This is a genomic window from Lishizhenia sp. (assembly GCF_057456495.1).
In genome coordinates, this window is the sequence record NZ_JBVCPV010000006.1 from 1 (window position 1) to 22,536 (window position 22,536).

Genomic DNA, 22,536 nt, shown 5'->3' on the forward strand with positions numbered 1-22,536 from the left:
CCAAAAGGAGATAGGTAAATAATGTTCCGAATCCGAAGAAGTAATAAAGTTTACTGATTTGAAGATCTACTTTAAAGTTATTCTTCTCTACTATGCTCAGGTGTATCATCTCACCTAAAAAAAGCGTCGCTATAATAATTGCAGATACAATTACCATACGCTTCACCACACTACTCTTCATCGTCTTGATTACTTATTTTGATTACTTGGCGTATAATGGAGAATATAGACCCAAACACAACAAATAGGGTAACTACCTTATAATAAGAAATGTGCTCTGAGGGATATTTATTATCCAACCATTCTCCAATCAAACTTCCTAACCATATGGAAACTCCCATTTGAATCCCAAGTCCAGTAAACCTGATAAACTTGGTGTAAGTCCCTTTATTTTTCGGAAGTAAGTCCATATTTAGTATACTAATTCGGCCTCTTTCTCGACCTCTTTATTTTTCTTTTTCTTACGGTTGGATGTTGCCACGGGAGTAGCCACACCACTCATTTTACAATCGCCGTTAAATTCAGCACCGTCTTCTATCACCAATCGGGCTGTAGTCATATCACCGTTGATTAAAGCCGTTGAACGCAAAGTTAAAACATCTTCTACCTTCACATTCCCTTCAATCTTTCCTTCTACTTCTACTTCGTAGGCTACTATGTCACCTGTAATCTGAGCCTCAACTCCTACTACTAACTTTGCAGCACATTCGATGTTCCCTACTACTTCACCATCTATTCTTAAACTACTCTCCGTTTTTAAGTATCCCTCCATTCTGGATCCTGATACTAATCTGTTTAATCTGTCTGGTGAATCTACTACTTTACTGTTCTTGCTTCCTTTTAACATCTTAATAATTATCGTTAAAGAATTGTTCGTACTCCTTTAGTTTCTTGTCTTTTAGCAGTGTGCGGTAGTTTTCCGGGGAGATATAGATTATTTTATTGGTTTGCAAATTGCCCAAGTGCTTTTTCGTGCGCTTGAACACTCTTACATAGTCTTCGGCATCTGCCTTCTCTTTAAATTTCTTAACAACTACAAAACTCACATCTTCACTGTAAATCTGAGCTTCTGGCGATCTTAAACGTTCTCTTCCAAAAAACTCTCTATTGAAATTAGCAATAGATGTTCTGGCGTCTGTTGTAGATTCATCACCCACAAGGTAAACCATTACATAGTATTCTGCAGCATTATCGTAATTAAATATTTCAACAGGCATACTAAAGTCCACTGGCTCATTTGCAGGAACTCCATTTTTTATCAATCCAATTAATTCACGAGCTCTTTCTGCTTCTGGGGTTCCAGGAAATTCTTCAACCAACATTTGCAACACCGGCAACATTTCTGTTTTATCATCTTTAACCTGACCAGTAGCCATAGCCTGTAACAACATATACTTAGATCTGAATTCATTATCAGGCTCCTCTGCAATCACTTTTTTCGCTTTAGTGATAACCGGGTAATACATTCCTTGTTCATAACGTTTCACATATCTCAAGTAATCTTCCAAGTTAAGTTTATCCATTTCTTTCTTCTTCTTGAAGTAATCTGGATCTCTTAAGTAATTCGCATAATCACTATTTGGATAATTGTTCATGATATACGACCTGTAGTGAGATGACAATCCTGGGTCCCCACTTTTGTGAATCTCATACAGCTGAAATGCAGATAATAAGTCATGTTGATCTTCTTTCAGGTCTCTACTTAAAGCATCCTTGAATTGTTCTACGGCCAACTCTTTTTCTAGCAATTGATTTTTGTAAATCATACCTGAAGTGTACAATGCTTTCATGATTTTTTCATTACTTACTTGTATAAGAGAATCTGTCAAAGGTAAATCAGCCATCAATTTATCGACGCTAAATCCTGGCTCTTCTTTTTCTGGAACAGGAATGGAGTCTTGTGGGATAGAATCGTTCTCGGCCATTTCAAACTCAAGGACTTCAATCTTGTTGGAACGTCTCCAGTTATCTTCATCCTCTCTTTGTCCCCAAATTCTTCTAAACTCATTAAATCCTTCAGCTATGCTTTTAGAATTATTGAAGTACCATTTTCCACCTTGACCATTATTTTGAACTTCCAAGCCTTCCTTCAAGGCACGTAGCTCTTCTAACCTTCTAGCTTCTGCCTCTTTGCGCTCTTTCTCTTCCTTTTCAAGTTGTTTAACAAGATCTTTCAAGTAGTCAGCACGGGCAGACTCATCCATTTTTGCAATACGCTGAACACTATCTTCATAGTTTACTAAATCAATAGCTCTTACAAGGTCTGAAAGCTTGTTGGCCTTATTCAGAATAAGTTCTTTTTGCGCATAATCGTCGGGCAAAACATTAGCTGAACTATCGTAATATTTCTGTGCGCGGACGTAATCCTTCTTATCGTAAGAAATAGTTCCCATACGCTCGTAACTAATCCCTTTTTGATAATTGTTATTCAAAGAATAGAACACAGACTGTGTAAGGTAACTCATTCCCAAAGGCTCATCTCCATTGTCTAATGCGATATCGGCTAGGGCATAATATATTTGATCTTTATACTCTAAGTTCTTCGCATCTTTGAGCATTTTCTTTAACTCCTTTATGATTTTCTCATCACCATCACCACCGGCTAATGCTCGGTTAATTTTGGCGTAGAAAATCATTTCGAAATCTGAGTTCTTTTTAATGGCTGCAGTAAAGAAGGTTCTTGCTTCTGGACTCTCTTGCTTGGCATACAATTGAGCAATGATAAAATTCAACCTTGCTCGTTCATCTTTATCTTTACTGTGTCCAACAGCCTCTATTAAATATTGAATTGCTTTTTGCTCATCTTTTTTCTTCAATTCAAGTTCGGCTTTGGTTTTTGCCAATTCTACCTCAAATCTTTTCGGAAACTCTGCAATAGCGTCTTCATCTTTCTTAAACTGAATCAAAGGATCATCTTCATGTTCCTCTTCTATTTGAATTGCCAACGCATCTAACCTTCGCAATTTTAATCCTGCAGAAGTTAAATCTCCTTGTGCCATATCACACTTTGCCAACCACAGCATAGCTGTATATTTGGAAGGATCATTTACATAAAACAAACGCACATATTCAAAAGCTTCACGGGCATTGTCGTACTTCGTTTTGTAGAACTCTGCCTTACCTATCATGATCCAATTCTCATCAATCCAGTTATTCCATTCGTCTTTTTTCCTGGAAATATCGTTCATATTCGGCATGGCGTGCTTACCAATTACTTCCGAACATTTCGAAATCGCTGTATCTAATGCAGGATATAAGGTTACCGCTTCATCCTCATTGGGCAATCTTTCTATTGGTAATACTTCGTAATAATTTTCTGGGGTAGATTTTCGATAATCTTCGAGACCAATGCGTACTAATTCTGTGGCATTAAAGTAACCATTGAAACGCGCTGTTGTTCCATGATAAGTACGAGTAACAAAGGTGTTTTTCTCGGTAGTACAAGCCACAACGACTAACACCACCATAATTAGGGATAGGATATATACAGTATATTTTTTCAACGCGCTTTTGATTTCCTTTATAAACTCTAAAAAAACAAAAATATTATTAATTGGCTAAAGAAATAAAAAAGGCCGGTAATTTTAGTACCGACCTTATTTTCTGAGTATTTTAATGATTATTCGCAATCCTTCTTAAATACAGTAGAAAAGCTTAAAGTAACGTCTGGCCACAACTTAGATTCTGTATCACCATTTACAACGTCAGTATGTAAATCTTTACATGCTTCATTTAAGCTATTTATTGCTTCTTGACCATCCCAATTGAATACATCAATTTCAGCATCAAATGTGAATGTTTCATTGTTCAAGGTATACTTTCCGTTGATTGTTTGCGTCACATCATTCATAGTAACTTCTAAATCTGCCGAACCATCTTCATTTAACGCCAATACTTTCCCTGTGATTAGAGCAGTATTATTCATAGCTCCAAAAAACAAAGAATCTATTTTCTTATCTCTACTTGCCTCGTTAGAATTTACAGAGTTTACAGGAATTTCAAAAGACAATTGCTGAATCATACCTTCTAAATCTGCACTTTTCTCTGGACCTTCTACGTTAATCACATCAAAAGTTCCACTAACTCCAGCTTTACGAATAAACTTATAAGCTGTCCAATTCATTTCTGTTGACGTTGCGTCGTAAGCGTAGTAACAGTTTTCAATCTTTACTTCTTCTTTCTTCGCTGTTGTATCTTCAGTGTTAGACTCACCAGAACATGAGAACAATACTGTACTTAAGGCCATCAATCCTAGAAACGACTTTTTCATTTTTCTCTTATTTTAGATTTTGCTTAAAGGTAATAATTTGCTTAGAACAAACTAAATATTTCTCAAGCTACTTAAGACGAACATAAATTCTTATATTAAACAACTTTTTGATTTATTGTGTAAATTTGTTTAGATGAAATGTTTTATAATTGACGACGACAGCACCACTCGATTTTTAATTTCTGATATGCTAGAGAGCATAGGCGGAACTGAGGTTATTGGGAGTTTTGAAAGTCCTATTACGGCGTTGGAAAATTATTTAAAACAAAAACCCGACGTAATTTTTTTAGACGTTGAGATGCCTGGTCTAACAGGAGTGGAGTTTGCTAACTCTATTCTTCCTGAAACAAAAATTGTTTTTATTTCGAGTAAAAAGGAGTACGCTGTAGATGCGTATGGATTAAATGCCATCGACTATCTCTTAAAGCCCATTACTTTACCGCGTTTAACACAAGCCTTGCTTAAATTGAAATCTAGTCTTGCACCTGAACCAGCGGGAGCAGTTGAAGAAGGAAAAGAGCATGTATTCTTAAAAACAGGTGACGGTTATAAGCGTATTAAAATTGAAGACATTACCTATGTTGAAGCTTTAGGTGATTATGTTCAAATCTACACAGCAGAAACAAAATTCATCATGAATGGAACGTTAAAAAATGCGTATTCAAAACTTCCTGATGAACTCTTCAAACGTGTACACAGATCTTACATTGTGAACATGAATAAAATTGAAAAGATTGAAGATGGCGCTATTGTCATCGGTAAAAAAATTATACCTATCGGGCGTTCTTATAAAAAAGAATTCAGCGATAGCATCAACACCTTCGACTTGTAATGCAAAAAGTAATACTCATAGACGACGATCATATCACCCATTTCATATTTGAGAATTTACTTTCCGATGAAGGAATAGATTTCGTTGCCTATGATAGCGCTGTACAATTCTTAGCAAACACCCCCTCAGTTGAGGACTGTATACTCCTTATGGACGTAAACATGCCTGCTTTTTCAGGTTTTCAACTTTGGACGAAATTGAACCAGGAGTACGACTTATCCAATACATCTGTGACCGTATTTACAAGTGATAATCGCGTGAAAAGTGAATTTTCATCCTTAAATCCAAATGTTAATTTCATTGACAAACACGAATTAAGCTTGGAAACTATTAAAGCTCTACAACATGGAAATAGATGAGAAAATTGCACACCAATACTCTCCAGCCGTTTACAACAAGGCCTTAAAAATGTTTGTTGAAAGCAATAAAAATTTAGTGCAGGGACTTCAAGCAAACAATGAAGATCACGAATTTAAAACCTTGCATAAATTAAAAGGTGGAGCAAACATGCTCGGACTTAAAAAAATTAGTTCGTACATTGATTTAGCAGAATCAGACCCACTGAACAAAGAGCATATAGAGGCAATACGAGAGGAATTTCAACAAATTGCCGCTTTCAGTGCTCAAAATTCTTCGTCCTAAACCAAAGAAAAAACCATGTGCTATAGTAATTCACTAACAAGTAAAACTGAGTCTTTCAAAGACAAATACAAGTTAAGTGCACAGGTCAACTTTCAATTAGCACCCACTTTTTACGTCAGTGCATTTTCTCACCCCACTTGGCCCGTTATTACCGATCAAGGGCTTGAAATGATGGAATGGGGACTCATCCCTTCATGGTTTAGAAAAGACCCCAAAGAGATACACAACAACACCTTGAACGCACGTGTTGAAACCGTGCACGAGAAAGCATCTTTTAAAAATGTGATTGAACGCAATCATTGCTTAATACCCAGCACAGGTTTTTTTGAATGGCAAACTTTAGGCAAAACTAAAGTCCCTTACTTCATCACTGTAAAAGACCAAGCGCTTTATTCTTTTGCGGGTATTTACGACACGTGGATAAACCCAGAAGGCAAAGCCGTGAAAAGCTTTTCTATGCTAACCTGTGCAGCCAATGAATTGATGGCAGAAATACACAACACCAAGAAACGCATGCCCATTATTCTACCTGCTGATCAAGAAAGCGCATGGGTACATAATGAAATGAAAGCACAGGACCTTCAACTCTTCCCCTCAGAGGAAATGAAGGCTATAGAAATCAACAGAAAAATCATCAATTCTCCACAGCCCAATCGTAAAGAAGTGCAGGAAGAATTTCATAACAAGGACTTCTTTCAAGGGAGTTTATTTTAAACAAAAAAACCTCCGCTACATCAAGCAACGGAGGTTCTAACAAGTAACAAACTTATTTTATCTTACCCAACCGAATCTTTCTTCGAATTGTGTATAAATGTATTCTTGAACTGTTTCGTTTTTCACACGCTCTATCACCTCACCGATGAAAGCTTGCGTCATTAACTGCTCAGCACTTTTCTTTCCAAGTCCTCTTGCTCTTAAGTAGAAGATTCCTTCTTCGTCTAACTGACCAATTGTACAACCGTGTGAACATTTCACGTCATCTGCGTAAATCTCTAACTCTGGCTTCGCATTAACTTCAGCATCTCTCGACAACAACACGTTACCGTTTGCTTGGAAAGCTTCTATCTTCTGAGAATCTTCTCTTACGATAACTTTCCCGTTAAATACGGCTTTACTTTTACCATCCATTACACCTTTGTACATCTCATCAGAAACACAGTGTGCTTGCAAGTGATCAACGAAAGTATGGTTATCTACCAATTGCTTGTCTTTGGTTAAGTATACACCGTTCAACATCGTGTCACAGTTTTCACCGTCAACCAAAATGTTTAAACCGTTACGTACCAACAACCCACCTAAAGTAATCGTATTGATATCAAAACGTGCATCTTTTTCTTGGATGAAGTTCTCCGTAGAGATGTGGAACATATCCAACTCCTCTAATTGTAACTTGTGTACTTTTAAACCAGCGTTTACACCCACAGACCCTTCTAATACCACATTAGAGAAACTCTCCGCGGCATTTACAGAATGGTGCGAGCAAATCACTTCCATTTCTGCGCTTTGATCTACATCAATAAAGTGACGTGTGTTGGCAATTACTCCCTCACCAGTAGTGATATGAATAATGTGCAAAGGTTTGGCAGCAACTACTTTTTTCTCCACTCTCACAAAAGCACCACCCGTGTAGTACGCCTTGTTAATCAAAGAGAAAACGTTTTCGTCTATGCTATCTAATTTGTCTAAGTAATCTTCTAAATCCATGTCGGCAACCGCAGAGATTGTAACCCCTTCTTGCGCCTCAATAGAAGACTGTGCAGCATCGTAAAAACCGTTTACAAAAACCATTACGTTGGCATCCATGTTTGGAATGCGGTAAGCACTTGCATCTGCAGTTGCTTCAACGCTTTTGTAATTTTGCTTGGTAATACGTGTTACACGTGTATATTTCCAATCTTCAACACGCGTAGTTGGGAAATCCATACCCGCTAAGGCATCTTTCGCCATCGCTCTGTATGTTGGTAAATCATTACCTACAGAAAGATTTTCTACGAATTGAAGTACTTTATTTTCTTGTGCTATTTCCATGAGGAATTATGCCTTTTCAGTTAACCAATCGTATCCTTTATCTTCTAATTCTAGTGCCAATTCTTTTGGACCAGTTTTGATGATTTGTCCATCCGCCAATACGTGAACTTTGTCTGGCACGATGTAATCTAATAAACGTTGGTAGTGCGTAATAACTACGATAGCGTTTCCTTCGTTTTTCAACTTGTTTACACCATCTGCAACAATACGCAATGCATCGATATCTAATCCAGAATCTGTTTCATCCAAGATCGCTAATTTCGGCTCTAACATGGCCATTTGGAAGATCTCGTTTCTTTTCTTCTCACCACCAGAGAATCCTTCGTTTACAGAACGAGATGCCAATTTAGCATCTAACTGTACCAAAGCAGACTTCTCTTTTACACGTGCCATAAAGTCTTTAGCAGAGATAGGCTCTTCACCTTTGTACTCTCTAATTTCGTTAATAGACGTACGTAAGAAGTTGATGTTAGAAACACCAGGAATCTCAACAGGGTATTGGAACGCCAAGAACAAACCTTCTCTGGCTCTATCTTCCGTTTCCAAGTCTAACAAGTCAGTCCCATCAAAGTCTACAGATCCTTCTGTAACTTCGTAACCATCTTTACCTGCCAATACTGAAGCTAAAGTTGATTTACCTGCTCCGTTTGGTCCCATGATAGCATGAACTTCTCCTGCTTTAACTTCTAAGTTTAATCCTTTTAAGATATCCTTGTCTTCCACTTTTGCGTGGAGATTCTTTATTGTTAACATAACTGTTATTCTAAATTCAAAATTTAAGTCGAACCTTAACGTCCTCCTTTAATTCTTCTGATTTTACTACTTTAATTCTTTTTCCTATCCTACTGAGTTCTCTAAAGAAATCGCTAATAATTTTTGCGCCTCTACTGCGAACTCCATCGGTAACTTGTTCAATACTTCTTTGGCATAACCATTTACAATTAAGGAGATAGCTTTCTCTTCAGAAATTCCTCTTTGTAAACAGTAGAAAATTTGATCTTCTCCAATTTTAGAAGTAGTTGCCTCGTGCTCAATTTTAGCCGTTGGGTTCTTACATTCTATGTATGGGTAAGTGTGCGCTCCAGAAGTATCTGTCATCAACAATGAATCACATTGTGAGAAGTTACGTGCGTTCTCCGCATTCTTATGGATTTGTACCAGTCCTCTGTACGAGTTGTGTGAATGTCCAGAAGAAATACCTTTAGAGATAATTGTACTCTTTGTATTCTTCCCTAAGTGGATCATTTTTGTTCCCGTATCTGCCATTTGGTAGTTATTGGTAACTGCCACTGAGTAAAACTCACCTACTGAGTTATCTCCTTTTAAGATACAAGATGGGTACTTCCACGTTACAGCTGAACCGGTTTCAACTTGTGTCCAAGAAATTTTAGAGTTGGTATGACACATTCCACGCTTCGTTACGAAGTTGAAAATTCCACCTTTTCCATCTTTATCTCCAGGGTACCAGTTCTGAACTGTTGAGTATTTAATCTCAGCATCGTCTAAAGCGATCAATTCAACCACTGCTGCGTGCAACTGGTTCTCATCACGTTGTGGTGCTGTACACCCTTCCAAGTATGATACGTAAGCCCCTTCATCTGCAACCACCAAAGTACGCTCAAACTGACCTGTACCTGATTCGTTAATTCTGAAGTACGTTGATAATTCCATGGGACATCTAACTCCTTTTGGAATGTAACAGAAAGATCCATCTGTAAACACCGCCGAGTTTAATGCTGCATAGAAGTTATCCGAAGTAGGAACCACTGTTCCTAAATATTTTTTAACTAAGTCTGGGTGCTCTTGAACTGCCTCAGAGAAAGACATAAAGATGATACCCAACTCTTTTAATTTCGATTTAAACGAAGTTGCTACAGAAACAGAATCCATCACGAAATCTACTGCTGTACCTGTTAAACGTTGTTGCTCTTCCATAGAAATCCCCAATTTTTTCATGGTTTCTTTCATCTCTGGTTCAACATCGTCCCAAGATTCGTATTTTTTATTTTGCTTAGGAGCAGAGTAATAAGTGATATCCTGAAAATCTGGCTTCTCATATTTGATGTGTGCCCAATCTGGCTCCACCATTTTCGTCCAAACTCTGTAGGCATTCAACCTATACTCTAACAACCATTCTGGCTCGTTCTTCTTCGCAGAAATAAAACGAATGATATCCTCGTTCAACCCTTTCGGTGCCTTATCAGATTCTATATTCGTTGTAAACCCGAATTTATACTCCTGGTTTTTTAAATCTTCCGCTAATTCTTCCTCTGTATAGCCCATTTAAATAAGTTAATTCGATATTGGAAATTCAAAATTCCCTCCACCTAATTGTTTATGTATTAATATTTATTTCCTCTGATTTTTGCCTCCTTAAAACACTTGACTAAGTCCAGTAATTTGTTTGGACACATCCTCCAGAATAGAAATTAATTCATTCAATAGTTCTTTTCCTGTGTAGTTTCTGTCTTTCGCTTTGAAAATTTGAGATTTGCTTTTGTAATCTCCAATTTATACGCTAAAACTTTCTCCACATCCACAAGTTCTGTCGGCATTCGGGTTAGAGAAAATGAATCCCTTACCATTTAAACCGCCAGAAAAATCTAAGGTTGTACCTATTAAATACAGGTAGCTTTTCTTGTCAACTACTATTTTTATACCGTTGTCTTCAAAGGCTTTATCACCCTCTTTGTCTTCGTTATCAAAATCTAACTGATACATTAACCCAGAGCATCCACCACCTTGAACGCCTACACGGATAAAGTACCCGTCTTTGCCGTCTTCAGCCATGAGCTTAAGCGCCTGCTGTTTTGCTGATTCTGTTACTTTAATCATATCTGTTATCCTACTTTCGTTCTACACTGTATACCGATTTATTTAGATTTAATTTAAATAGAATCAATATTTGGCGCAAAAATACCGAATTTGTGGTATTGAAACAACTATTTAAAATGATATTATGTAACGTTTTAGCATTTCTTTCTATTCTTAGGATTCCTCCTTCTTTGTTTGGAGAATCCCCCACCCCAAGAACCTTGGTGTGGCGTCGGGTCATCCGCTCTATACCACTTGCCAAAACCAACTTTCACTAAGGCCAACAAGAGCTTCTTCCCGTCGCTTTGTCACCCTAAGTACAAGTAAGCTTTGTCCGCGTGGCATGCCGCTACTCGCCCTCTTCCTATTCTAGTTTACAAGAGAAAGACATTTGCGTTCAAAAGACGACACATCTATTCATGAAAAAACCATTACCTTTGCCCAAGTTTTATGACGATGAGCAAGAAAGAATTAGAAAATAAAATTGTAAGTGTATTAAAAACAATACACGATCCAGAAATCCCTGTAGACATCTACGAATTAGGATTGATATACGAAGTTAAAATTGACAAGGAAAACAATGTTTTTATTGACATGACCTTGACTTCACCCAACTGTCCGGTAGCAGAATCTTTACCGAAAGAGGTAGAGGACAAAACTGCAGCGATAGAAGAAGTTGCCTCGGCAAAAGTGGAAATCGTTTTCGATCCACCTTGGGATAAAAGCATGATGAGTGAAGAAGCACAATTAGAATTAGGTTTCTTGTAAACATTTGCACCATGGACGAAATCGTAAACAAAGTAAAAAACAGTGGTCTTAAAACCATAGACTTGGCACAGTTCATCCCGAATGAGCAAGTGCTTACTTTCGATATTAAAGATTTCTTGTGGCAAGAACTCATTTTAAAAGAGAAAGATTTTAGAGCTGCTTTAAAAGATTTCGATTGGAACACCTACGAAGGTAAGGCCGTTGCTATTATCTGCTCTGCTGATGCCATCGTTCCTACATGGGCTTTTATGCTCGTAGCTTCGTATTTACAAAAGCACAATATCAAACACATTGTAGGATCAAAGGACGAAATGTCTAAGCAACTCATCAAAGCTAAAATTGAGGAAATCAACCCTGCAGATTTTACAGATGAACGAGTGATTGTAAAGGGGTGTGCAGATATTGCCGTTCCCAATTTTGCAATGACTTATTTGGTGACTTACCTACAAAATGAAGTGAAGAGTTTAATGTATGGAGAACCTTGTTCTACGGTTCCTATTTACAAAGCTCCGAGGAAATAGCCACGCACTTCCAACCTTTAGCAAAACACATTTTTAAAATATATTCCAACAAGTCCAGAGATCTTTCTTTGGACTTTTTATTGTCGTGTAAAACAACAATATCACCAGGCTTTAGTGCTTTCAACCTATCCTTCACTTCTTCTAGAGCCACATTCACATCGTAATCATAGGTTAAAAAGGACCACATTACAATATGATAGTCTTTTTGAAGCGCTGCTCCCTTTACCCCGTCTAAACGTCCGTACGGTGGACGGAATAATTTACTCCGTATGTAGCGATCTGCCGCTGCTACATCCTTGAGGTATTCCTTCATTCCAAATTTAAGCGCATGCTTATGATGCATGGTATGATTTCCTACTGCGTGACCTTCCAACTTCAAACGATTAAATAAAGCTGGGTGTTTACGAACATTTTCGCCTACACAAAAAAAGGTAGCTTTAGCATTGTAGGACTTCAACATGTCCAAGATTTGAGGTGTAACCGTGGGTTCTGGTCCATCATCAAAAGTGAGGAAAATACTAGGGCTAGAAACAGAAAAACTCCAGTTTCGCCTCGGGAATACCTTTTGAACGAAAACTGGAGTTTTAAAAAGTTGCATTATTCTATTTTTAGATTGGATCTACTGGACCCGCTCCTAATATTTGTTGTTGCATTGCCGAGTAGATATAGTAGAACTCTGTTGCTTTAGAACCTCCAACAACACGTTGTCCTCTTTCCATCTCTTTTAACCCTTTAACTATACCTTCTACAGCAGAAGTCAAACGATTTTCTAATCCATTAGCATATTCTACAAGCTCTTCGTTAGAAGCACTCGCTGAATTTACCGTAGCTACAACTCTCAATAAGTTTGTCGTTGAAGCGATGAAATCTTTGCTATTGTTGTAAGCCACATCTGCAGATGAGTTTTCAAAGAAGTTAACGTATGTTTCCAATTGTTCCAAGTATTGTCTTGCTAAAGCATCTGCTTCTTCATTCGCGTCCACTTGGTACATCATTATTACATAATTCGCTATAACCCCATCAATGTAGTTAGGAGCAATCTGTTGGTTTTGAACAGAACCTCCAGCGTTAACACGAACCGTTAAACCTCCGTTCGCCATTGGCTCACCCATATCCAATACTTTGTTTAATGGAATCTCTTCTAAAGATTTGTTCAAGATCATTAATACAGTATCCCTAACAGCTTCACCTTCCGTTAACAATTGCTCACGTTTCGTTTTCAAAGAATCTATCACCTCTTGGTCAGAAGGATTGTTCAATAACTCTAGGTTACCCAATTGAGCATCTATATTTCTCAACTGTTGTCCATACTGTGCAGAGTAAATTTCTTCGTAATCCGATGCCAATTGGAAGAAATCTCTTCTGTATTGGTTGGTATGTCTTCTCACGTAGTAATCTGCTACAACGCTTTCTCCTTTAAGGTTACCGAATTTGTATTCGTTCATGTAACAATCGTAAGATGCTAAACGAGAGTTTGTTTTAGCGGCTTGACCTCTTAATGGTGTTAAAGCATAAACAGCTCCACTTTGCACTAAAGCACCTGCTTGGTAGAATGCCTTACTTACGTCAGATCCATAAGGTGAAGAGTAGTATACCGCTCTTTCCCATTCACTGTTTACGATAGCGTCTAACATCATTACTTCTTCACGCGTTAAGCGAGAAACATCTGATCTAAACACAGGTCCTTTCGCAAAAGAAATTCTCATTTCTGAAGGACACATTTCTTTCTCACCTTCTGTAATCAATCCTGACTTCACTACCTTATCTGGATCGATATCGAAAATCAATCCTTTAGAAGGGAAGAAACGAACAGTTCCACCATTGTTTGGTGCCATAAACATGTTATCGTCATTTCTCAAGAACTCCATTACATATTTAGCCGGTAAGTAATCGAAAGAAGACTCCCAGTTCTTACTTGCCTCAAACAATTGCTGAATCAAGTTTTGATCTGCATTCAACTCTCCTTTTTGGTACATGTCCAAAATCTTATCTACTGTTGCGTTGATCGTTAAATAGTCATTAATCGAAGGATTCTCTAACGGCTCCATCAACTTCGCTTGTAATACAGGCAAGTTTTGGTTCATCTTCGCATTCTTCGCGGTCATAGACCCCATTGCATTCGCCAAACTAGATCTGAACGAAAGAATTGCTCTGTTAAACGCTACTTTATTGTGCTTAATTTTCAAAGCCATCACCTCTTTAAACAGCTCTGGTTTTTTGGTTGCCATATCCTGAACAAAGAAACTGTTCAATTCTATAACATCAGAACTACCTGCGTGCATCAAGATTTGATCTTCTGTAAATTTAATTGGTAATGGGTCTGAATCGTAAGCACGCATCTTCATTTGGTTGGTGTACCAGTCTGTTTGCATTAACGATAAGTTACACACCCTAACATCAGTGCGCTTACCTTCTACCTCTTGCAAGTACCATAATGGGAAGGTATCGTTATCTCCATTGGTAAACAAGATAGAGTTTTGCTCACATCCAATTAAATAGTTGTAAGCCAAATCGCGGGCAAAGTAACGCTCACTTCTATCGTGATCATCCCATCCCTGAACACCTAAAATAATTGGTGCTATCATTGCGATAAGAACCGCACCTATAGAGGCACCTGAAGCTCCTTTCACCACTTTATTCATAAGTATGAACAAGTAAATAATTGCCAATCCGATAAGCACAATGATAACTCCTGAAAGGAAGACACTCATTCCTGCTCCAAAACCAATTGCTGCGCAGAAAGCCAATAAGACACCTGCAGAAGCCATTAATTTTGATTGATCGTCTTTTGTAAAGTTTTTATACGCCTCAAATAATCCGTAAACAGATAATCCTATCCAGAAAGCGAAGGCATAGAAAGAAGCCGCATAGGCATAATCTCTTTCTCTCGGTTCAAACGGTTTCTGGTTCAAGTACACCAAGATTGCAAAACCAGTAAAGAAGAACAACAAGGTAACTACAAAGGCATCCTTTGGTGCTTTTCTATAGTGGAAGAACATTCCTATTAAACCAAAAATAAGTGGTAAGAAATAGAAACTGTTGTTACTTGGGTTAGACTTCGATGGGTGAGGTTCATTTTCTCCCATCGCTCCCAAACGCTGTTGGTCAATGAAGTCAAATCCTGACTTGTAGTTTCCACGCATGGCATCACCGTGACCTTGAATATCGTTCTGACGACCTGCAAAGTTCCACATGAAATAACGCATGTACATCCAACCTACCTGGTAATCTAAAAAGTATTGAATATTGTTTCCAAAAGTTGGTAATGGCTTATCATCACTACCTAACTTACTTGGGCTTACTCTTCTATTTTCGTCGTAACCAGACCATTGTTTGTATCCTCTGATTTTGTTCGCATCCGAAGAAAAGAACATACGTGGGAAAATGGTATTTTGAGAATAAGTAGGCACCTGATTTTCTCTACTATCTGCATTCGTTTCGAAGTATTTTTCAACGATTTCGTACTTCTTATCAGATTTTTCCACGAAGGCTAAAGCATCTTTCTCTTCTTTGAAAGATTTGATTTCAGCTCCTCCTTTTGTTGTAATTACGAATCGTCTATCGTAGAAAGGAGAACGGTCTCCCCACTTCGATCTGTCTTCGTTCATTTTTGAGTTCCAGTATGGACCGTATCCTATCGGCCAAGAACCGTATTGCTCACGTTTTAAGTAAGCGTGTAATGTTACTAAGTTTTCTGGGTTGTTTTCATCCAACGGTGGGTTGGCATTCGAACGAATTACAATAGTAGCGAATGAACCGTAACCAATGAACAATACAATTAAACCTAAAATTGCTGAGTTCGTAAATTTCCAATCTTTCTTACGTGTATAGTACAAACCGAAAATTAATAGTCCTAATAGGATAACGAAGAAAGTTATGGCACCACTCATGAAAGGTAATCCCAATGAGTTTTTAAACCAAACCTCCATAGAACTCGCTAAGTCTATCGTTTTTGGAATTACTCCATTCTGAACAAATCCTAAAACTAATACCCCTATAACTCCTGTTAATATGAATGTTTTTAAATCGACTTTGTCTTTGTAGTTGAACATGATAACGTAAGCCATACAAGGCAACACCAACAATCCTAATAAGTGGACCCCTATCGCTAATCCAAACAAGAACATGATAAGTATCATCCAACGCATCGGACGAATGTCTGGTGATAATTCTCCGTGCTTAATCGCTGTAGACTCTTCATCCCACTTTAATAGTGCCCAGAATATAACAGCTGTAAACAAAGAAGACATGGCGTAAACTTCACCTTCTACGGCAGAGAACCAGAATGATTCTGTAAAGGTATAAGCCAAGGCTCCAACAACACCTGATCCTAAAATAGCAATTTGCTGAGCTTTGGATAACACTCTACTTTCTTTGAAAGCCATCTTCTTAGCCAACATTGTAATGGACCAGAACATGAATAATATGGTAAATGAACTACTCAATGCCGACATACGGTTAATCCATAGTGCAGCTGAATCTGGTGAAGTAAAGAAGGTAAACAATCTACCAAACAACATAAAGAGCGGTGCCCCGGGAGGGTGACCAACCTCTAATTTATAAGCTGCTGTGATGTATTCTCCACAGTCCCATAAAGAAACTGTATCTTCTAGCGTGATAAAGTAAACAGCGGTAGCGATCAGGAAAACCAACCAACCGATTGTTACATTAAGCGATTTATAGTTCATAATTTTGTCTTAGTACAGTACGCGAATTTAACAATCTTAGCGAGTCTGTTGTCATCTAAAAAACTAAAAAATGCTAACGTGCTTGTTTTAGATCTTAATTTTAAGCGAGTTATATTTTTTTTTGAATTTTTTTAATGAAAAGGCTTTGTGTTTCTCATTTTATTCATAAATTTGCAACCGCAATCGCTGACAAACAAAGTTGAAAGCAATTGAAAAATGGCCTATGGTGTAACTGGCAACACGTCTGATTTTGGTTCAGAAGAGTCTAGGTTCGAGCCCTAGTAGGCCAACAAAGAAAACGAAGTTCAAAAGAGCTTCGTTTTTTTTTGCTTTTAACTTTTGTAATCTTAGAATCGCGGGATCAGATCTCTCTCAGCGATAGCAGTTGCAGCCCTTATCCCCAAGCATCTTGGAGGACGGACGTTAACAGATAGCGCTATTGGATTTAGATAAAAAGAAAAAGAGCCTTAACCACAAAAAAAGCGTGTCCAAATTGAACACGCTCTTCTATAAAATATATTTTTCAAAACCTTACCCCATATATGGTGCGATCATAAGGTAAACCACCACTCCTGAAACAGCTACAAAGAACCATATAGGAAAGGCAAACCTTACTAATTTCTTATGTTTCTGATAATTCCCCATCCATGCGTAAGAATACGCGATCATTACTAATGGAATTACAGCAACACTTAATACGATATGCGCAATTAAAAGCGGATAGTAGATGACCCCTAAATCACCTCCGTAAGAAGTAGATTCACTCGTCATGTGATACACCACATAACTTGCCAAGAAAAGCAAACTCAACACCAAGGCAAAACGAATAAGCCTTCTGTGCGCTTCCATATTGCCTTGCTTAATCATATACAATGCTGCTACTAATACAAGAGAAGTTATAGCGTTAATGGTAGCATAAATTGGCGGTAAAAAACTCGTGTCTACTCCAGGAATTTTAACTCCAAACAACACAGCCACAACCAAGGGTACTGCAATAGAAATGATCCAAGTCCACGTTTTAAACTGCTTAATTTGTGCAGGTGTTTTTGCTTCCATACTATTCATTTTCTCCGTATTCTTCTTTTAATAACTTTCTAATATCAGCTTCTAGGCGCTTTAAGTTTTCAGCCCCTTTTCCATCTCTTTCCAAAACATCATATACTCCACGCACATGTTTGGTTCTATCTACCAAGATAAAGTGAGGACTATGCGCATAACCACCTTCTGCATTTGGTTCATTGATGGCATTTACAAAGAAACTTTGCGTACCTAATTTATGTACGAAAGCTTCCCTTTCTCCGGTTAAGAAATACCAGTTCTTTGCCGTAATATCATGTCTATCTATATACACACGTAAACGATTTACAGTATCTCTTTCTGGATCTATACTGAAGGATAGAAATTGAATTTTATCACTAAGGTCTTTGGTATTCTCTGCAAGTTTATCCATTTGTCCTGTCATTGGAGGACAAATGGTTGGACAGTGCGTAAAGAAAAACTTAGCAATAGATATTTTACCTTCGAGGTCTTTATTGGTAAAAGGAAGTGAATCTTGTGTTAAGAAACTGAATTCCTCTTCAATGTAATCAAAGATGGTATCACCTTTCTCATAGCCTTCTTCTTCTCCCGTGGCTATCTCATGATACCCCAAGTGAGGAAGAACATACTTTGGTTTGTTTTCACAACTAATCAAAGCACCTATCACCAATAAACCTAGTAGATATTTCATATTACTCTGCTTCTTCTTCAGCTTTTGCAGCTGCCTTATCGTATTGTTTTTCTAGCAATGAAATGTGTTCGTTGAGGTCTCTCACCATACCTTCAGTTGCACCTGAACGCAACATACGTACATGATTTTCCTTATCCACGATGATCATTGTCTCTAACCAAGGTTTTCCTTTGTAGGCTTTTTCATCATTGGCCTCCATCAGACTCAAATCTTTGTTGGTGATATCATAGATCTGTTTAGGATCTCCTTTAACCAACATCCACACGTCTGGGTTATAGCCTTCGATTTCGTCTTTTACAGTAAAGTCAATAGCTCCTAAATCATCTAAGGCATTTCCTTCTTCGTCTACAAGAATAGAAACGAATTTGATATGAGAAGCGTTGCGCTGAAGCTTTCTGTACTTTTGGTAAATCAACAAATTGAAACGCGCCATATCTATGGCACAATCTACCGGACATGTATTCTGAATGGTAGAGAAGATAACAATGTTACCTTTCATTGATTCGTTAGAGATTGTCTTACCATCTGCCGTAGTGAATTCGTATTCGCCCACATTTCCGTAATCTCCTAATTCCTGAAATTTGTTTTCGCACTTGTTCATGGAAAACAATACCAATAAAGAAGCCGGTCCAAAGACAAGCAACATCATTAATATTGCTCTACCTCGACCGGCTTTAGTTTTTTGTGTAGCCACTATATATGTGTTTTGCTATTTTTTACATTGCAAGATGCACCGCACTACCTTCAGTGAATGCAATAAACATTAAGTAAACAATGAACAATGCATATGGTAATAAGATTACCCACTTCAATGATTTTCTTTCATCACCTAAGTGCATAAATACCATCACAATGTAACCTGCTTTCAAAAGTGTTAATGCGATGAATAAAATTTTAACTGTTAACCAAGCTCCTGAACCTTGCTTAACCATAGCTCCTAAGATTACTTCAACTGCAGTAACTACAGTAAGTAATAAAGTAACCATCCAAATTTTCTTTCTGATCTTAACTCCCTGCTCTTCTGAGTGGTGTCCGTCTAAAGAATATTCTATTATATCGTCTCTTTCCATTTCTATTTCTTTAATGCGTTATAGTACTGTTTGCTTTCTACCTGTTAGATTAAGTAGAAGAAAGTAAATACGAATACCCAAACTAAATCGACAAAGTGCCAGTACAATCCAGTTTTCTCTACCATTTCGTAGTGACCTCTTTGGTGGTAAATACCTCTAAGAACTCCTAAGAAAATAATGATGTTAATGATAACTCCAGAGAATACGTGGAATCCGTGGAAACCTGTGATAAAGAAGAAGAACTGTCCGTACTGATCTGGACCGTACTCATTCTGTGTCATATTAGCTCCGTAAACAACTGCACCTTTTGTTAATGCTGCGTAGTACTCATCTGCTGCTCCTTCTTCTGCAGAAACTCTAGTAGATTCATCTGCCGCTGAAGAGATAGCGTGTTTCGTACCTGCTTCCTTAATGATCAATTGTAAATTCTCATCAGCTGCCTTGTTCACTTTAGCAACAGAACCGTCGTGTAAGTGAATTGTTAAGTTATCAGCAGTACCGTGTAAGTGACCTGCTTGAGCAGCGTGTTGGAATTCGTGTAATAAATCTTCAGTAACTAAATCACCTACTGCGTGGTGGTGACCAGCCTCAATTACTTCAAAGTTTTCGATTGTTCCGAAATCTCCTTTAACTACAGCTACAGAACCGTCGTTTAAAGTTACTTTTCCGAAGGGTGTACCGTGGATAAAGTGAGACCATTCCCAAGCCTGAGAACCTAAGAAGAAGAAACCACCGATAATCGTAGCCAACATCCACTTAATCACACCTTTTTTATCCATTCTATGACCAGCCTCTACAGCCAATACCATCGTTACAGATGATACGATAAGGATGAAAGTCATCAAAGCTACATAAGCTAAAGGATATCCGTTTCCTAAAAATGGTAATGCCTCAAAGGTCTCCTCACCTATAGGCCATGTTCCTTGTGTAGAATACCTTGTATATCCGTAAGCAACTAACAATCCTCCGAAAGTTAAAGCATCAGATACAAGGAAAAACCACATCATTAATTTTCCGTAGCTTGCACTGAATGGAGATCCTTTTCCTCCCCATAGCGTAGCACTATCAATTTCTTTTGTAGCGTGACCAGCCATAATAAAATTTATTTTTTTGCAAGTTTAATGAATAAAAAGTAAAAATAGTAACAAATAGACCCATAATGCACCTAAAAAATGCCAGAAAATTGAACCTGACTTCAAATTAACTGCATTAGAAGCATCCCATCGCCCTGTGAATGAACGAATTGTATACACCAACATCATAATCACTGCACAAATCACGTGAAGGAAGTGCAAACCAGTAATCATGAAGAGGTATGCTGTACTCGTGTCTGAGTTACCTCTCAACAACTTATTCTGTAAATTATCGCTCAACACCTCTCCATTGTAATGAAGTTTTCTATCGATGTATTGCAATTCTTTTCCTGCGTAATATAAGTGAAAATCTTCTCCCATTTTACCTGAGATGAAAAAATCACCCCTTTCATCCATAATATTTCTTGCCAAATGCGTCAAACGTTCAAACTCTAATTGTTGTAAAGTTTCACCATTTGTTTTTACGAATTTACCATTCACTAAACTCAAAGGTTCATCCTTATATAAGAAAGTAAAACGTTCACCGTATTGAGCTAAGTTAAATGACTTTTTAAAATCTGTACCCAGATCGAAATTCATCATAAAAGTTCTCAAGGCTTGTGCATCCTCTTCAGAAAGGATCTCACCATTTTTCTCATAGCTGTTTCCTTCTATATCCAAAAGTACTCCATCCATCTTTATGCTGTAGTACTCACCGTAACGCCCATCCGTTACCATGATCTTAGATACAAAGTGAGCTCCTTCTTGATTTAAAGCGCTATACCCTTTCCATTGACTAATACCAAAAGCAATACCCAATATCGTTGTAAGCAATAAAAGCATAGATGTTTTTTTCATATCTCCTGCCTTGATTGCTTTCACCGCCATATAAAGTGGTAAACTACTTATCAAGATTAAAACCGTACTGATCCAAAATGCCGTCGGAAACTTCACTTTCACCCAGAAACCATCTCCCATAGAAACGATGTAGGCCGAAGTTAAACCCGCAAAGAACATGGTGATACTGAAGATAAATACCCAAACCAATCCTTTTTTGGTTTTCTCCTTTTGCTCAGGAGGCAAAGAGTTTATAAAGTTCTCTTTCATTGTATTTCGTTTTTTAAAATTCTATAACTACACAAAAAACCTATCTAATACATAGGTAAATTGAATAAGTGGTAAATAGATGATTGACGCAAACATTAGCTTACGCGCATCTGCATCTTCTAAAGTTCTGTATAATTTGTATGCGTATAGGAAGAATAACAATCCTAACACAGAAATGATCACTACCGTAATGTTACTTTCTATATAACCTAACAACCATGGGAAAAGGCTAAATGGAATCAGTAATAAAGCGTAAAACATAATTTGAAAGGCCGATGCTTTAGATTTTCCAGACTTAGAAGGCAATAAATCGAAACCTCCTTGTTGATAGTCTTCGTGAGATATCCATGCGATAGCCCAGAAGTGAGGAAACTGCCAAACGAATTGAACAAAGAACAAAGCACCTGGTAACAATCCGAATTCTCCTGTAACAGCTACAGCACCTATCATCGGTGAAATGGCTCCCGGAAACGCCCCTACCAAAACAGCCCATGGAGAAATTCGCTTCATTGGCGTGTATACAAATGAGTAAGAAACGTAAGATAATAAACCGAGAACTGCAGCGTACAAATTCAACTGGTACAACATCCATGTTCCGATGATTAAACAAACAGCTACCACTACTACACCTTCTCTTACCGACATATTACCTTGAGGTAAGGGGCGCATTTTGGTACGGTTCATTTGTGCATCTAAATCCTTTTCTATGATTTGGTTTGTTCCATTACTTGCTCCGGTAACCAAAATACCTCCAAGTAACAAGTAAAGCAATTCTAATCCAGAGCTACTCTTCCCTTCAATTCCAATTGCAAATAAATATCCTGATAACGCCGAGACTACCACAGAAACGGATAATCTGATTTTTGTGAAAAGCATGTAATCTTTTCTTTTTGACGGCTTCTTTTCTACTTGAGAAGTTGTAGTTTTTTCGCTCACAAATTTTGATTTAATAAATCGCTGGCAAATTTAGCCATAATTTGGGAAGAAGGGTAGA

General features: G+C 37.8%; 24 protein-coding genes and 1 tRNA gene. 7 read left to right on the forward strand and 18 right to left on the reverse strand.

Annotation, left to right across the window (positions count from 1 at the left end):
- The 5 genes from AC22ZQ_RS00945 to AC22ZQ_RS00965 all read right to left on the reverse strand — a co-directional run.
- Positions 1-181: hypothetical protein (locus AC22ZQ_RS00945; protein ID WP_318956700.1), on the reverse strand; the 181-nt coding region annotated here is incomplete at its 3' end.
- Positions 171-410 carry an AtpZ/AtpI family protein gene (locus AC22ZQ_RS00950; protein ID WP_318956701.1) on the reverse strand — a complete coding sequence of 80 codons (240 nt, stop codon included), beginning with the start codon at positions 408-410 and terminating at the stop codon, positions 171-173. The genes AC22ZQ_RS00945 and AC22ZQ_RS00950, both read right to left, overlap by 11 nt.
- Positions 411-412: 2 nt before the next feature.
- Positions 413-847, reverse strand: a complete 435-nt coding sequence (locus AC22ZQ_RS00955) for a bactofilin family protein (protein ID WP_318956702.1) — start codon at positions 845-847, stop codon at positions 413-415.
- Between the two features lies 1 nt (position 848).
- Complete coding sequence (gene porW, locus AC22ZQ_RS00960; protein WP_318956703.1) at positions 849-3,503, reverse strand: type IX secretion system periplasmic lipoprotein PorW/SprE; 2,655 nt, start codon at positions 3,501-3,503, stop codon at positions 849-851.
- 116 nt (positions 3,504-3,619) lie between these two features.
- Entirely contained in the window at positions 3,620-4,270 is a 651-nt protein-coding gene (locus AC22ZQ_RS00965; RefSeq protein ID WP_318956704.1) for a YceI family protein, read from the reverse strand.
- Positions 4,271-4,403: 133 nt separating this feature from the next.
- On the opposite strand from AC22ZQ_RS00965, the gene AC22ZQ_RS00970 reads away from it, so the two are divergent.
- Genes AC22ZQ_RS00970 through AC22ZQ_RS00985 form a run of 4 tightly spaced genes read left to right on the forward strand, consistent with a single transcriptional unit; the run spans position 4,404 to position 6,458 of the window.
- Entirely contained in the window at positions 4,404-5,102 is a 699-nt protein-coding gene (locus AC22ZQ_RS00970; RefSeq protein ID WP_318956705.1) for a LytR/AlgR family response regulator transcription factor, read from the forward strand.
- A complete protein-coding gene (locus AC22ZQ_RS00975) occupies positions 5,102-5,461 on the forward strand; it encodes a response regulator (protein ID WP_318956706.1) in 360 nt (119 codons plus the stop codon). The genes AC22ZQ_RS00970 and AC22ZQ_RS00975 overlap by 1 nt, the downstream gene beginning before the upstream one ends.
- Positions 5,448-5,744 carry an Hpt domain-containing protein gene (locus AC22ZQ_RS00980; RefSeq protein WP_318956707.1) on the forward strand — a complete coding sequence of 99 codons (297 nt, stop codon included), beginning with the start codon at positions 5,448-5,450 and terminating at the stop codon, positions 5,742-5,744. The genes AC22ZQ_RS00975 and AC22ZQ_RS00980 overlap by 14 nt, the downstream gene beginning before the upstream one ends.
- Before the next feature lie 15 nt (positions 5,745-5,759).
- A complete protein-coding gene (locus AC22ZQ_RS00985; RefSeq protein WP_318956708.1) occupies positions 5,760-6,458 on the forward strand; it encodes an SOS response-associated peptidase in 699 nt (232 codons plus the stop codon).
- Between the two features lie 57 nt (positions 6,459-6,515).
- Here the strand turns inward: AC22ZQ_RS00985 and sufD are convergent, their stop codons facing one another.
- From sufD to AC22ZQ_RS01005, 4 genes are all read right to left on the reverse strand, one after another.
- Positions 6,516-7,772 (reverse strand): Fe-S cluster assembly protein SufD, encoded by a 1,257-nt coding sequence (sufD, locus tag AC22ZQ_RS00990; protein ID WP_318956709.1) that lies wholly within the window; start codon positions 7,770-7,772, stop codon positions 6,516-6,518.
- A gap of 6 nt (positions 7,773-7,778) precedes the next feature.
- The gene (sufC, locus tag AC22ZQ_RS00995) at positions 7,779-8,525 is read right to left on the reverse strand and encodes a Fe-S cluster assembly ATPase SufC (RefSeq protein ID WP_318956710.1); all 747 of its coding nucleotides are present in this window, start codon (positions 8,523-8,525) and stop codon (positions 7,779-7,781) included.
- Positions 8,526-8,609: 84 nt separating this feature from the next.
- Positions 8,610-10,055, reverse strand: coding sequence for a Fe-S cluster assembly protein SufB (gene sufB / locus AC22ZQ_RS01000; RefSeq protein ID WP_318956711.1), 1,446 nt, complete (start codon positions 10,053-10,055; stop codon positions 8,610-8,612).
- A 228-nt stretch (positions 10,056-10,283) separates the two neighbouring features.
- Entirely contained in the window at positions 10,284-10,607 is a 324-nt protein-coding gene (locus tag AC22ZQ_RS01005; RefSeq protein ID WP_090250225.1) for a HesB/IscA family protein, read from the reverse strand.
- A 435-nt stretch (positions 10,608-11,042) separates the two neighbouring features.
- Here AC22ZQ_RS01005 and AC22ZQ_RS01010 point away from each other — a divergent pair, with 435 nt between their 5' ends.
- Together AC22ZQ_RS01010 and AC22ZQ_RS01015 are read left to right on the forward strand one after the other, a co-directional pair.
- Positions 11,043-11,354 (forward strand): DUF59 domain-containing protein, encoded by a 312-nt coding sequence (locus tag AC22ZQ_RS01010; protein ID WP_318956712.1) that lies wholly within the window; start codon positions 11,043-11,045, stop codon positions 11,352-11,354.
- A gap of 11 nt (positions 11,355-11,365) precedes the next feature.
- Complete coding sequence (locus tag AC22ZQ_RS01015) at positions 11,366-11,875, forward strand: DUF2480 family protein (RefSeq protein WP_318956713.1); 510 nt, start codon at positions 11,366-11,368, stop codon at positions 11,873-11,875.
- Here the strand turns inward: AC22ZQ_RS01015 and AC22ZQ_RS01020 are convergent.
- Together AC22ZQ_RS01020 and AC22ZQ_RS01025 are read right to left on the reverse strand one after the other, a co-directional pair.
- The gene (locus AC22ZQ_RS01020) at positions 11,850-12,473 is read right to left on the reverse strand and encodes a polysaccharide deacetylase family protein (RefSeq protein ID WP_318956714.1); all 624 of its coding nucleotides are present in this window, start codon (positions 12,471-12,473) and stop codon (positions 11,850-11,852) included. The genes AC22ZQ_RS01015 and AC22ZQ_RS01020 overlap by 26 nt on opposite strands.
- A 10-nt stretch (positions 12,474-12,483) precedes the next feature.
- Entirely contained in the window at positions 12,484-16,563 is a 4,080-nt protein-coding gene (locus AC22ZQ_RS01025; RefSeq protein WP_318956715.1) for a glycosyltransferase family 117 protein, read from the reverse strand.
- 217 nt (positions 16,564-16,780) lie between these two features.
- Here AC22ZQ_RS01025 and AC22ZQ_RS01030 point away from each other — a divergent pair.
- Positions 16,781-16,853 (forward strand) — tRNA-Gln (locus tag AC22ZQ_RS01030).
- Between the two features lie 241 nt (positions 16,854-17,094).
- Here the strand turns inward: AC22ZQ_RS01030 and AC22ZQ_RS01035 are convergent.
- The 7 genes from AC22ZQ_RS01035 to cyoE are packed head-to-tail and all read right to left on the reverse strand — an operon-like array spanning position 17,095 to position 22,478.
- The gene (locus tag AC22ZQ_RS01035) at positions 17,095-17,619 is read right to left on the reverse strand and encodes a DUF420 domain-containing protein (protein ID WP_318956716.1); all 525 of its coding nucleotides are present in this window, start codon (positions 17,617-17,619) and stop codon (positions 17,095-17,097) included.
- A gap of 1 nt (position 17,620) precedes the next feature.
- Positions 17,621-18,292, reverse strand: a complete 672-nt coding sequence (locus AC22ZQ_RS01040; RefSeq protein ID WP_318956717.1) for an SCO family protein — start codon at positions 18,290-18,292, stop codon at positions 17,621-17,623.
- 1 nt (position 18,293) lies between these two features.
- Positions 18,294-18,986, reverse strand: a complete 693-nt coding sequence (locus AC22ZQ_RS01045) for an SCO family protein (RefSeq protein ID WP_318956718.1) — start codon at positions 18,984-18,986, stop codon at positions 18,294-18,296.
- A 22-nt stretch (positions 18,987-19,008) separates the two neighbouring features.
- Positions 19,009-19,362: a cytochrome C oxidase subunit IV family protein gene (locus tag AC22ZQ_RS01050; protein WP_090250262.1), complete on the reverse strand. Its 354-nt coding sequence runs from the start codon at positions 19,360-19,362 to the stop codon at positions 19,009-19,011.
- Between the two features lie 44 nt (positions 19,363-19,406).
- Positions 19,407-20,456, reverse strand: a complete 1,050-nt coding sequence (locus AC22ZQ_RS01055; protein ID WP_318956719.1) for a cytochrome c oxidase subunit 3 — start codon at positions 20,454-20,456, stop codon at positions 19,407-19,409.
- 24 nt (positions 20,457-20,480) lie between these two features.
- Positions 20,481-21,542 carry a cytochrome c oxidase subunit 3 gene (locus AC22ZQ_RS01060; RefSeq protein ID WP_318956720.1) on the reverse strand — a complete coding sequence of 354 codons (1,062 nt, stop codon included), beginning with the start codon at positions 21,540-21,542 and terminating at the stop codon, positions 20,481-20,483.
- A 27-nt stretch (positions 21,543-21,569) separates the two neighbouring features.
- A complete protein-coding gene (cyoE, locus tag AC22ZQ_RS01065) occupies positions 21,570-22,478 on the reverse strand; it encodes a heme o synthase (protein WP_318956721.1) in 909 nt (302 codons plus the stop codon).
- Positions 22,479-22,536: the final 58 nt, after the last annotated feature.

Excerpts from the sequence above, each read along its gene's own strand:
- AC22ZQ_RS00950 (WP_318956701.1), bottom strand. The coding sequence starts at position 410 with ATGGACTTACTTCCGAAAAATAAAGGGACTTACACCAAGTTTATCAGG.
- AC22ZQ_RS00955 (WP_318956702.1), bottom strand. The coding sequence starts at position 847 with ATGTTAAAAGGAAGCAAGAACAGTAAAGTAGTAGATTCACCAGACAGA.
- AC22ZQ_RS00965 (WP_318956704.1), bottom strand. The coding sequence starts at position 4,270 with ATGAAAAAGTCGTTTCTAGGATTGATGGCCTTAAGTACAGTATTGTTC.
- AC22ZQ_RS00970 (WP_318956705.1), top strand. The coding sequence starts at position 4,404 with ATGAAATGTTTTATAATTGACGACGACAGCACCACTCGATTTTTAATT.
- AC22ZQ_RS00975 (WP_318956706.1), top strand. The coding sequence starts at position 5,102 with ATGCAAAAAGTAATACTCATAGACGACGATCATATCACCCATTTCATA.
- AC22ZQ_RS00980 (WP_318956707.1), top strand. The coding sequence starts at position 5,448 with ATGGAAATAGATGAGAAAATTGCACACCAATACTCTCCAGCCGTTTAC.
- AC22ZQ_RS00985 (WP_318956708.1), top strand. The coding sequence starts at position 5,760 with ATGTGCTATAGTAATTCACTAACAAGTAAAACTGAGTCTTTCAAAGAC.
- sufD (WP_318956709.1), bottom strand. The coding sequence starts at position 7,772 with ATGGAAATAGCACAAGAAAATAAAGTACTTCAATTCGTAGAAAATCTT.
- sufC (WP_318956710.1), bottom strand. The coding sequence starts at position 8,525 with ATGTTAACAATAAAGAATCTCCACGCAAAAGTGGAAGACAAGGATATC.
- sufB (WP_318956711.1), bottom strand. The coding sequence starts at position 10,055 with ATGGGCTATACAGAGGAAGAATTAGCGGAAGATTTAAAAAACCAGGAG.
- AC22ZQ_RS01005 (WP_090250225.1), bottom strand. The coding sequence starts at position 10,607 with ATGATTAAAGTAACAGAATCAGCAAAACAGCAGGCGCTTAAGCTCATG.
- AC22ZQ_RS01010 (WP_318956712.1), top strand. The coding sequence starts at position 11,043 with ATGAGCAAGAAAGAATTAGAAAATAAAATTGTAAGTGTATTAAAAACA.
- AC22ZQ_RS01015 (WP_318956713.1), top strand. The coding sequence starts at position 11,366 with ATGGACGAAATCGTAAACAAAGTAAAAAACAGTGGTCTTAAAACCATA.
- AC22ZQ_RS01020 (WP_318956714.1), bottom strand. The coding sequence starts at position 12,473 with ATGCAACTTTTTAAAACTCCAGTTTTCGTTCAAAAGGTATTCCCGAGG.
- AC22ZQ_RS01025 (WP_318956715.1), bottom strand. The coding sequence starts at position 16,563 with ATGAACTATAAATCGCTTAATGTAACAATCGGTTGGTTGGTTTTCCTG.
- AC22ZQ_RS01035 (WP_318956716.1), bottom strand. The coding sequence starts at position 17,619 with ATGGAAGCAAAAACACCTGCACAAATTAAGCAGTTTAAAACGTGGACT.
- AC22ZQ_RS01040 (WP_318956717.1), bottom strand. The coding sequence starts at position 18,292 with ATGAAATATCTACTAGGTTTATTGGTGATAGGTGCTTTGATTAGTTGT.
- AC22ZQ_RS01050 (WP_090250262.1), bottom strand. The coding sequence starts at position 19,362 with ATGGAAAGAGACGATATAATAGAATATTCTTTAGACGGACACCACTCA.
- AC22ZQ_RS01055 (WP_318956719.1), bottom strand. The coding sequence starts at position 20,456 with ATGGCTGGTCACGCTACAAAAGAAATTGATAGTGCTACGCTATGGGGA.
- AC22ZQ_RS01060 (WP_318956720.1), bottom strand. The coding sequence starts at position 21,542 with ATGAAAGAGAACTTTATAAACTCTTTGCCTCCTGAGCAAAAGGAGAAA.